The organism is Amycolatopsis kentuckyensis (genome assembly GCF_002155975.1).
In the GTDB taxonomy this organism is placed as follows: domain Bacteria; phylum Actinomycetota; class Actinomycetes; order Mycobacteriales; family Pseudonocardiaceae; genus Amycolatopsis; species Amycolatopsis kentuckyensis.
On sequence record NZ_MUMI01000031.1, the window covers coordinates 20119 to 29911 of the forward strand.

10 protein-coding genes are annotated in these 9793 nt (G+C 73.5%); 2 read left to right on the forward strand and 8 right to left on the reverse strand.

Features of this window, described 5'->3' with window-relative positions:
• The 5 genes from CCN39_RS03445 to CCN39_RS03465 all read right to left on the reverse strand — a co-directional run bounded on the left by CCN39_RS03445 (nucleotide 1) and on the right by CCN39_RS03465 (nucleotide 6018).
• Entirely contained in the window at nucleotides 1-1155 is a 1155-nt protein-coding gene (locus CCN39_RS03445; RefSeq protein WP_086838354.1) for a cation:proton antiporter, read from the reverse strand.
• On the reverse strand, nucleotides 1148-2506 hold the full coding sequence (locus CCN39_RS03450) for a tryptophan 7-halogenase (protein WP_086838355.1): 1359 nt from the start codon (nucleotides 2504-2506) through the stop codon (nucleotides 1148-1150). The genes CCN39_RS03445 and CCN39_RS03450 overlap by 8 nt, the downstream gene beginning before the upstream one ends.
• Nucleotides 2503-4242 (reverse strand): amino acid adenylation domain-containing protein, encoded by a 1740-nt coding sequence (locus CCN39_RS03455; RefSeq protein WP_086838356.1) that lies wholly within the window; start codon nucleotides 4240-4242, stop codon nucleotides 2503-2505. Before CCN39_RS03455 ends, CCN39_RS03450 begins: the two co-directional genes overlap by 4 nt.
• The gene (locus CCN39_RS03460; protein ID WP_086838357.1) at nucleotides 4235-5017 is read right to left on the reverse strand and encodes a thioesterase II family protein; all 783 of its coding nucleotides are present in this window, start codon (nucleotides 5015-5017) and stop codon (nucleotides 4235-4237) included. The genes CCN39_RS03455 and CCN39_RS03460 overlap by 8 nt, the downstream gene beginning before the upstream one ends.
• A 386-nt stretch (nucleotides 5018-5403) precedes the next feature.
• The gene (locus CCN39_RS03465) at nucleotides 5404-6018 is read right to left on the reverse strand and encodes a TetR/AcrR family transcriptional regulator (protein ID WP_244210596.1); all 615 of its coding nucleotides are present in this window, start codon (nucleotides 6016-6018) and stop codon (nucleotides 5404-5406) included.
• A gap of 109 nt (nucleotides 6019-6127) precedes the next feature.
• Between CCN39_RS03465 and CCN39_RS03470 the strand changes: the two genes are divergently transcribed.
• Entirely contained in the window at nucleotides 6128-6895 is a 768-nt protein-coding gene (locus tag CCN39_RS03470; RefSeq protein WP_086838361.1) for an NADPH-dependent F420 reductase, read from the forward strand.
• Between the two features lie 110 nt (nucleotides 6896-7005).
• Here the strand turns inward: CCN39_RS03470 and CCN39_RS03475 are convergent, their stop codons facing one another.
• The 3 genes from CCN39_RS03475 to CCN39_RS03485 all read right to left on the reverse strand — a co-directional run bounded on the left by CCN39_RS03475 (nucleotide 7006) and on the right by CCN39_RS03485 (nucleotide 8744).
• Nucleotides 7006-7578, reverse strand: a complete 573-nt coding sequence (locus tag CCN39_RS03475; protein WP_086838359.1) for a DM13 domain-containing protein — start codon at nucleotides 7576-7578, stop codon at nucleotides 7006-7008.
• A gap of 62 nt (nucleotides 7579-7640) precedes the next feature.
• Entirely contained in the window at nucleotides 7641-7916 is a 276-nt protein-coding gene (locus tag CCN39_RS03480) for an anti-sigma factor family protein (RefSeq protein WP_244210597.1), read from the reverse strand.
• 144 nt (nucleotides 7917-8060) lie between these two features.
• Complete coding sequence (locus CCN39_RS03485) at nucleotides 8061-8744, reverse strand: RNA polymerase sigma factor (protein ID WP_086838360.1); 684 nt, start codon at nucleotides 8742-8744, stop codon at nucleotides 8061-8063.
• Nucleotides 8745-8980: 236 nt separating this feature from the next.
• Between CCN39_RS03485 and CCN39_RS03490 the strand changes: the two genes are divergently transcribed.
• The coding region (locus tag CCN39_RS03490; RefSeq protein WP_208630122.1) for a preATP grasp domain-containing protein at nucleotides 8981-9793 on the forward strand (813 nt) is incomplete at its 3' end.

Genomic DNA, 9793 nt, shown 5'->3' on the forward strand with positions numbered 1-9793 from the left:
TCAGACTCCTTCGCGTTGCCGGGACAGCCGGGTGAGCAGCGGGCCGGTCATCGCCGTGGTCACCAGCGCCATCACGACCATCGCGGTGTAGAGCGCGCCGTCGACGAGGCCCAGGCTCAGGCCGATGCCGGCGAACACGATTTCGGTGATGCCGCGGGTGTTCATCAGGACCGCGAACACCCCGGCCGGGTGCGGGTCCAGCCCGCCGCAGCGTGCCCCGAGGTACGCGCCGCCGAGCTTCCCGACCACGGCGACGCCGACGACCGCGGCGATGTCCGCGGCCAGCCCCGCGTCGAGCAGGCGCAGGTCGACCGACCGCCCGACGAGCACGAAGTACAGCGGCACCAGCAGCGAGCCGGCCGGCGCGAGCAGCGCGGCGGGATCGAGCGCCGGGACGGCGTGGCCGACGACGATGCCCGCGAAGAAGGCGCCGATCGCCGGGTGCAGGCCGGCGGCCTCGGTGCCCGCCGCGGCCGCGCAGGCCAGCCCGGCCAGCACCGCCGTCGCCGACGGCCGGGACAGCCGGGCGGCCCAGCGGCGGAACCCCTCGAGAGCGAACCACGGCACGACCACGAGCGCGGCCAGGACCGGCCACGCCGAAGTCGCGGACCAGCCGTGCCGGGACGCGGCGGCGACCGCGAGCGCCGTCCACGCGGCGACGTCGGAGACGGCGGCCGCGCTGAGGGCACGCTGCCCGGCGACCGCGTCCAGCAGGCCGCGTTCGGCGAGGATCCGGGCCAGCACGGGCAACGCCGTCACCGCCATCGCGGCCGCGACGACGATGACGAAGGCTCCGGAGCCGGCCGGGGCGTGCCGCTGGGCCAGCCACACCGCCAGCACCGCTCCCAGCGCGAACGGCACGAGGGTGGCCCCGGCGGCCGGGACCACCGCCGATTTCAGCCGGAGGCGGGTCATCGACGGCGCCAGGTGGGCACCGGCGGCGAAGAGGAACAGCACCAGGCCGAGCTGGGCGAGCGCGGTGAGCGCGAGACCGGCCGACGCCGGGAGCAGGCGCAGGCCCGGGGCGAGGGCCACCCCGCACAGGATCTCCCCGAACACCGCCGGCTGGCCGAGCCGGACCGCGGCCGCCCCGGCGAGCCGGGCCAGCCCGAGCACCACGGCGAACGCGGCGAGCAGGATCGCGAGCTCAGGCATCGGGCACCTGCCACCGCCGTCCGTCCGGAGTGGACACCAGGCCGCCGGGGAACATCGGCGGCTCCTCGCCGGCGTCGGCCCCGAGCAGGCCGCGCAGCTGCAGTTGCGCGCCTTCGGCGAGGACGTCCCCGAAGGCGTCGAAGTCCCCGGACGACACCCCGCCGACGAGGTCGGCGAACGCCGCGCGGTCGTCGCCGTCGTGGCCGGTGACGTGGTTGGCGTACCGGAAGTAGGACCGCTGGTCGGACTCGAGCCGGTAGAAGCCGCGCAGGAAGTCCCGGAACACCCCGAACTCGCGGCGGTAGCGGGCTTCGAACTCGGCGAAGCACCGGTCTTCGGGCACCAGGCCGGCCAGGGTGCTGTTGATCGACCGGGCGGCCAGCAGCGCGCTGTAGGTGGCCAGGTGGACGCCGGAGGAGAAGACCGGGTCGATGAAGCAGGCGGCGTCGCCGACCAGCACCATGCCCGGGCAGTGCAGCGAAGTCCGGTCGTAGGAGTAGTCCTTGCGCACCCGCAGCCGGTCGTACGGTGCTTCGGTGGCGGGCCGGGCGTCCCGGAGGAACTCCGCGATCAGCGGGCAGTCGCCGATCAAGCCGCGGAACGCCGTCTGCTGGTCGCCTTGCACGCGGGCCGCGCACTCCTGCCGGACGACCGCGCCGACGCTGGTCAGGGTGGCCGACAGCGGGATGTACCAGAACCAGCCGGCGTCGAAGGCGACGCAGAGGATGTTGCCCGCGTCCGGTTCGGGCAGCCGGGCGCCGCCGCGGAAGTACCCGAAGAGCGCCACGTTGCGGAAGTCCGGGGAGTATTCGCGGGTGCCGCCGACGTCGTGGTGCAGCCGGCTGGTGTGCCCCGAAGCGTCGACGACGAACCGGGCCGTCGCGGTGCGTTCGCGGCCGGCCTCGTCGAGGTAGCGGACGCCGGTGATCCGGCCGCCGTCCTCGACCGTGCCGAGCGCCCGGTGCCCTTCGCGGACGTCGACCCCGAGCCGCCGGGCGTTGCGCAGCAGGATCGTGTCGAAGCGGGTGCGTTCGACCTGGTAGGCGTAGGAGGTCGGCCCGGCCATGCGGTCCGAGGCGGCGAAGGCGAACGTCCACGGCTCGGGGCTGCTCCCCCAGCGGAACGCGCCGCCGCGCTTGCGGACGAACCCGGCGCGCTCGATCTCGTCCCGCACGCCGAGCAGCGCGCAGATGCCGTGGACGGTGGCCGGGAGCAGCGATTCGCCGATCTGGTACCGCGGCAGGTGCTCCCGCTCCAGCAGCAGGACGCGGTGGCCGTCGGCCGCGACCAGCCCGGCCGCGGTCGACCCACCGGGCCCGCCGCCGACGACGATGACGTCGTAGCCGGTCATGACGCACCACCTTCCGGGTTGTCGGGGACGAGTTCGGCGAGCCGGGCGACGGTGCGGCGGCGCAGGACGTCGCGCAGCGAACACGGCACCCCGCGGGCCCGCAGCCGCGCGGCCAGCGCGGCGGCGGAGAGGCTGTGCCCGCCGAGGGCGAAGAAATCGCTGCCCGGGGCCACCGAGGTCACCCCGAGCTGGCTCCGGAACGCGGCCGCGACGACCGCCTCGGCGGGGGTCATCGGCGCCGGGCGCGGCGCGATCCGGGTGGCGGTGCGGTCGATCTTGCCGGTGCGCCCGACCGGCAGGGCATCGACTTCGACGACGACGGGCAGGAGGTATTCGGGCAGCGTGCCGCGCAGCCGCTCACGCAGGTCTTCCGGCGGTCCCGCGCCGAGGACGACGTAGGCGACCAGGACGCCGTTTTCGCCCCGGACCAGGGCCTGCCGCACGCCGGGTAGCGCCAGCAGGGCGTGTTCGGCTTCGGCGGGCTCGACGCGGTGGCCGCGGATCTTGACCTGGTCGTCGAACCGGCCCAGCCAGCGCAGCGTGCCGTCGGGCTCGCACCGGCACCGGTCGCCGGTGCGGTACCAGCGCTGCGGCGGGGTCCCGAACCGCTCGGCCGTCAGCGCGGCGTCGCCGAAGTAGCCCAGCGCGAGCGACGCCCCGCCGACCAGCAGCTCACCGGCTTCCCCGACCGGCACCGGCCGCAGGTCGCGCGGATCCACGACCTGGACGCTGGTGTTGGCGATCGGCCGCCCGATCGCGGGCTCTTCCCGGTCGGCCACGCGGCAGAACGTCGTGAAGACCGTGCATTCGGTCGGGCCGTACAGGTTGACCGCCGTCAGGCCGGGGGTCTCGCGCAGCCGCGTCCACAACGACGGCGAGACGGCTTCCCCGCCCATCAGCAGCATCCGCGGGCGGGTGCCGTCGGCGAGCAGGCCCGCGTCGACGAGCCCCGAGAGCTGCGCCGGGACGGCTTCCACCACGTCGAGCCGCCGCTCGCGGACGAACCGCACGTAGTGCTCGGGGTCGGCGCGGACGTCCTCGGGCACCAGGTGCACTTCGTGCCCGCCGACCAGCCACAGCAACGGATCCCACGACGCGTCGAACGCCAGGGGCAGGCCGTGTGCCACCCGCTGCGGCTCGCCCCCGGCCGGGAACAGCCGGGCGGCGAGCTCGCAGTAGAGGTTGACCAGGCTCCGGTGCCCCACCACGACCCCTTTGGGCCGCCCGGTGGAGCCGGAGGTGTAGACGAGGTACGCCGGCTCTCCCGGGCGGGTGACCGGGTCCGCGTCCTCGGGACGGGGAGCGAGCTCGCGGCGCCAGTTCTCGGGCGTCAGCGCCACGTCCGCGCCGGCGGCGAGCTCGGCCGCGTCGGTGAGCAGCACCGCCGGGCGTACCTCGGCGAGGATCAGCGCCCGGCGGGCGGGCGGCAGTCCCGGGTCCAGCGGCAGGTACACCGCCCCCGCCTTGGCGACGGCGAGCGGGGCGAGCACGGCCCGCACGGACCGGGTCATCGCGCACGCGACCACCGATCCGGGCACCGCCCCGGCCGCGCGCAACGCGTTCGCCAGCCGCGCGCTCCACCGGCACAGGTCGCCGAAGCTCCAGGCGACGTCGTCGGCCACCAGTGCCGTCCGCCCGGGGAACGCCCGCGCGCGCAGCTCGAACAGTTCCTGCCACCCCACCTGCGGCACGAAGCGCCGCCCACCCCCGACCACCGACGGCGGCAGATCAGGCATCGCGTGCTCCCGCCGCGACGACGTCCCGTTCGACCCGGCGCATCCACGTCCAGAACTCGGCGCGGTGGCCGGGGGCCAGCAGCCCCAGGTGGCCGCCGGGGACCGTCGCGGCGAGGAAGGCGCCGGTGGTCCAGTCCCGCCACGCCTCGGTCGCGTCGTCGGTGGCGACGGGATCGTCCTCGCCGCACAGGGCGGCCAGCGGGCACCGCACCGGCGTCCCGGCCGGGCCCCGGTACGCGGTGGTCAGGGCGACGTCGCGCCGCAGGAGGTCCACGGCGTACGCCCAGACCTCGAAGGACGCGCGGTTTCCCAGCCCGGGCACGAACCCTTCGCCCTCCAGCACGCCGGGCAGGCTGTCCTCGCCGAGCTGCCGGTACCGCCCGCGGATCCGCCGTTGCGGCGCCGGCGCCCCGACGACCACCACGGCCGCGGGCAGCGGGCCGCAGCGGGTGCGCAGCCGCTGGGCCAGCTCCACCGCGACGAACGCCCCCATGCTGAACCCGGCCACGACGGTCCGCCGCACCCACGCGGGATCCCGGAGGAGCAGCTCGCCGGTGAGGTGCTCGGCCAGCTGTTCCAGCGACGCGGGCGGCGGCACGTCCAGCCGGTCGCCCCGGCCCGGGTACTCGGCGGCCCACACCTCGGCGCCGCCCGCCGCCCCGGCGACGTGCCGAAGCGTGCCGACAGTGCCACCGGCCGGCGGGAGAAGCAGATATCGGCACCCGTTCGCGCCGAGCCGTTCCCCCGGAGACAATGACCTGATGGCAGCGGGCATGACAAATCCTTCGGTGCACGCGTCGACACTTTTCCGATTTCCCGGAAAGGGAAATCGGTACTTGCGACACAATTTTGGAATGGCGATCGAAGTTTCACCGGCGGCGACCGTCCACGTCTTCGGTTTCCTGCGATCGCTGCCATCCCGGGCGGGGACCGGGTCCAGCAACCTCCGTCAACCGATGTCGATCATCGCCTGTCCCGAAAAGATACGACTCGACCCGAGCAACGCACATAACGGTTCGGTCGCGTTGCCGGAAATTAACCTCAGCCGACCGGAAGCGGGCCGATACTCCCCCATCGGGGTGATATTCCGGGCACACCCATCACTTCGAAGGATATTCATCTTCACCCGGCCCAGAATTGCGGGCCGCGCCGGCCGTGCGGTCAGCCGTCCTCGCCGGACGCCTCCGCCGACGGCAGGGGTTCGGTGTTGCGGCTGCGCAGGCCGTCGAGCGAGACGCGCAGCAAGCGGCGCCACCGGCCCGGGTGGCCGTCGCCGGCCAGCTGGACCGCCTGGCTCAGGGATGCGGTGAGCAGGACCAGATCGGCCGTGGTGACGCCGGGCCGCAGGAGACCGGCGGCCAGGCAGCGGGTGCGCAGGTCGTCGATGAAGGAGGCGCAGCGCTCGGCGCACGAGCGGGTCGGGCCGCCGGTGGTGGCGTAGCTCTCGACGAGGGCACGGTTGCCGGCCTGGGTGGTGAGCATCTGCTCGAAGAAGCCGGTCAGCGCCTGCCAGGGGTCTTCGGTGGCGGAGGCCTGCTCGTGGGCGGCGGTGAGCCAGGCGGTGAACTGCTCTTCCAGGACGTGGACGAGCAGGTCGTCCTTGGTCGGGAAGTGGCGGTAGAGCGTGCCCATGCCGACACCGCTGCGCCGGGCGATCTCCCGGACGTCGACGGCGCCACCCAGCTCGGCGAAGACGACGCCGGCGGCCTCCAGGATCGCGGCGCGGTTGCGCTCGGCGTCGGCGCGGCGCTTGGCGGGCTGGTCGGCGAGGGGCACGTCGGTCAGCGTACAGCGAACTCCGCGATGGCGGAGCACGTGCTCCGGTTGTGCTACGGTCAGCAGGAGGAGCACTTGCTCCGGTTCGCCGTCCAGAGGAGACACTTCCGTGGCAACGATCGGCTTCATCGGCAGCGGCAACATCGGCTCGAAGGTCGCCCGCCTCGCGGTCGCCGCGGGCTTCGACGTCGTCCTGGCCAACTCCCGCGGCCCCGAAACGCTGGCGGGGACGGTGGCGGAACTCGGCGAGCGGGCCCGCGCCGCAACCCCCCGCGAAGCGGCCCGGGCGGGCGACCACGTGGTGGTGAGCATCCCGCTGTCCGCCTACCGGACGCTGCCCGTCGCCGAGCTGGCGGGCAAGATCGTCCTCGACACGATCAACTACTACCCGTTCCGCGACGGGCCCATCGAGGCCCTCGACTCGGGGAAGACCACCACGAGCGAGCTCGTCCAGGAACACCTGGCCGGCGCGAAGCTCGTCAAGGCGTTCAACAACATCAGCGACCACCACATCCCCGCGCTCGCCCGTCCCGCGGGCGCCGCCGACCGCACCGCCCTGCCCATCGCCGGCAACGACCCGGCGGCCCGGGCGGGCGCCGCCGACCTGATCGGCAGGCTGGGTTTCGACACCGTCGACGCCGGCCCCCTGAGCGAAGGCTGGCGCTTCGAGCCGGAGACCAGCGCTTACGCGGCGCCGTACTTCACCGACCCCGACGCCGCCAGGGCCGCGTTCGTCCAGCTGGGCGAAGACATCCGCTCAGGTACCCCGCTCCACGACCTCCCCACCGGCCCCGGCTCCCCGCTGCCCGCGGCGCGGTTGCGGGCGCTGCTCGCCGAGACCCCGCGCAAGCTCACCGCCGACCGGGTGCTCGCCTGACGATTCCTCGCCGGTCCCACCACGGGTCCGCCGTCGCCTTCGGGGCCATGGACGGCCCAGCGCCGTGACGCGGTCGCCGGAACGTCCACTGTGGATTGCGGGCGGCCGGCTCAACCGCCGGCCAGCTCCGCCGCGCCGAAGGACACGTCGAAGCGTTCGCACCAGAGGCTCACGCTGGTGTAGCCGGCCAGGTCGGTGCCGGCGGGCAGCGGGTAGTTCTGGTTTCCCCTGTTTCCCTTGAGCTTGCCCGCGTCGAGGTGCTTGCCGTCGTCGAAGACGGTCCAGCCGTCCTTGCCCGGTTTCACCGGAGCGTCGGTGAGCCAGACGTGGACGTCCGGGCCGCTGCTGGTCTCGAGGTTTTCCAGGCGCAGCACCAGTGATCCGCCGGGCGCGCGCAGGACGCGGACGGTTCCGCTGGTCCGGTGCTCGTGGCTGATCAGCGTGCCGGTCGCGAGGTCGGCGGGCTCGGCCGGTTGCGGTGGCAAGGACACCGGCGCCGCCGGGGCGGCCGGGGCCGTCGGCGCCGCCGGGGCGGCCGGCAGGGGCAGGGCTTCCTGCACCGTTTCGTCCACCCAGAGCTGCCACGGCTGGAACCAGTACAGGCCCGCGGCGACCGCGACGAGTCCCGTCACCAGGACGCCGATGAACCAGGGACGGCCGAACACCCGCCGGGTGCGGTTCATCTCGTTCTCCTCCGCTTCGTCCGTTTCCCCTTCATTCAACGGGACGAACGGCCGGTGCGCGGTTACCGATCCCTTACGTCCGGCGCGTCCGCGGGCGGGTGGAGCTTGCGGAACTCGGCCAGCAGCATGCTGCGGCGCTCCGGCGCCAGCACGCCTTCCGCGTCGTCGGGGAGTTCACCGAGGGTGGAGATCGTCCGGCGGAACTGGTCGATGTAGCTTCCGCAGCCTTCGCAGGTGGCGACGTGGTCGACCAGGCGGCGCTCCGTGGCCGGATCGAGCTCGCCGTCGAGGAAGGCCGAGACGAGCTCGACCAGTTCCTGACACGTCATCATCTTCATGTCGACCACCCGTTCAGACTACCCGTCCGACCTTCCTCGGCATCGCCGTGCGGGCAAGCGCCCACAGACATACAGTGTCGGAAAGTCGCGCAGCGTTACACCGCGCACGAGGATCGCGGTGGAGGCCCGGCCGGCGGTGTGCCGTCACGGTGCGATCGCGTCCGGGTCGTCGGCCGCCGGTGCGGGCGTCAAGTAGTCCTCGAGCCGATGGCGGACCGCCGCCCTCGCCCGGTGCAGCAGAACCCGCTGGTTCGCCGCCGAGATCTCCAGCATTTCGCAGACCTCTTCGGACGTGCACCCCTCGACGTCGCGCAGCGTGAGCACGATCTGCTGCCGCTCGGGCAATTCCGTCAGCGCCGACGCCACTTCATTTCTGATTTCCGTCGCCATTGCCTCCTGTTCCGGCGTCGGCCACGCAGCCGGATAGGCCCACCAATCGCCGGGGTACGGATCGGTGGAACCGCGGAAACGGGATGGGTCGACGGTGGGCCCGAAGTCCTCTGCCTGGACCGCACTACTCCAGGGGATGGTGCGCCTTTCTTGACTGCTACGCCGTTTGGCGGCATTCACGAGAATCCGGAAGACCCACGTCTTCAAGGACGAGCGGCCCTCGAAGTCGCCGATTCCCCGCAGCACGGCCAGCCAGGTGTCCTGCACCAGCTCGTGCGCCGATTCGGTGGTGCTGACGAAGGATCGCGCCACGCGCAGCAGTTTTCCCGACCACGCGTCGAGAAGCAGCGCATACGCGCTTTCATCGCCACCCCGCAGTCGGGCGATGAGTTCGGCATCGGCCGGGAGCGGTTGTGCTCCCCCAGTAAATCCTCCCACGGGCCGAGGGTAGCTCAAGACATCGGAGTGCGCAGACAATAGAGCGTCGCATTGATCAACGGAACAGAGCGTATTCGAGAACGCTCGGAACGGCCACCGCCGCGCCGGAATCCGGCCGGCTCGTCACATCAGGTGACGGCGGGGGTGGCGGCGGTGTGACGCCGGTGCGACTCCCCGGTCACGGCGAATCGCGCAGGGTCGTCCCGACGGTCTTCCCTTCTACTGAGGACTCCACGATGCCTGACCTCATCGCCGTCGAGCCGGGCGGCCCGGAATGCGGCTGCGCACTGGTGGCCGTCCTCGGGGAGCAGGACCTGCTGCTGGCGCCGCACCGCTGCGGGGACGCGTTTCTCGGCTACCTCGGCGACCTGCTCGGGCGGCGGCTGAGCGCCGGCAACCTGGTCGTGACCGGGCCCGCGCTCGACGACGGCCGGGCGGCGGCCGAACTCCGTACCCGGGCCGGTGAGCGGCGGCTGGCCGCGTACCGCCCCGGGCGCGCGGTCCTGGCCCTCGCCGACGACCTCGGCCTCGCCCTGGCCGGGGTCAGCGGCGACACCGACGCCGCGTGCCGCCGGTTCCTCCGCTTCGGCGGTGCCGAAACGCTCGACGGGCCCGCCGGGCTGCGCCTGCTGGCGAGTGCGGTGGGAGCTCCGGTCGCGCCGGGCCGGCCGGCCGCCACCGAGCACGGCCTGTGCTCGGCGGTGCGGGCGCTGCTGCCCGTCGCCGGCCGCGTGCTCATCCGGCGGGATTCCGGGCGGGGCGAGGGACTCGTGGTGACGGTGCACGACGAGATCCGCGACGAACGGCACCCGATCGTGCGGGTGCCCGCCGACGACTGCGACTTCGCCTTCCTCGCCGCCGAACTGTGGCCCACGCTGAGCGATCACCGCGGCACGGGCGTGCTCGTCGAGGTGCATCGCCGGGTCCTCCGCTCCCACGTCGCGGAGTTCTGGGTCCCCGGGCCCGCCGGTCCCCCCGACCTGCTGGGCATCGCCGAACGGCGGGCCGGGGTCGCGGGACTCGAGGTGCCCGGCGGGAGCCTGACCGCG

What these genes read in the sequence shown, in the direction of transcription:
- CCN39_RS03455 (WP_086838356.1), bottom strand. Translation starts at nt 4,242, where the DNA reads ATGCCTGATCTGCCGCCGTCGGTGGTCGGGGGTGGGCGGCGCTTCGTG.
- CCN39_RS03450 (WP_086838355.1), bottom strand. Translation starts at nt 2,506, where the DNA reads ATGACCGGCTACGACGTCATCGTCGTCGGCGGCGGGCCCGGTGGGTCG.
- CCN39_RS03460 (WP_086838357.1), bottom strand. Translation starts at nt 5,017, where the DNA reads ATGCCCGCTGCCATCAGGTCATTGTCTCCGGGGGAACGGCTCGGCGCG.
- CCN39_RS03445 (WP_086838354.1), bottom strand. Translation starts at nt 1,155, where the DNA reads ATGCCTGAGCTCGCGATCCTGCTCGCCGCGTTCGCCGTGGTGCTCGGG.
- CCN39_RS03480 (WP_244210597.1), bottom strand. Translation starts at nt 7,916, where the DNA reads ATGAAGATGATGACGTGTCAGGAACTGGTCGAGCTCGTCTCGGCCTTC.
- CCN39_RS03475 (WP_086838359.1), bottom strand. Translation starts at nt 7,578, where the DNA reads ATGAACCGCACCCGGCGGGTGTTCGGCCGTCCCTGGTTCATCGGCGTC.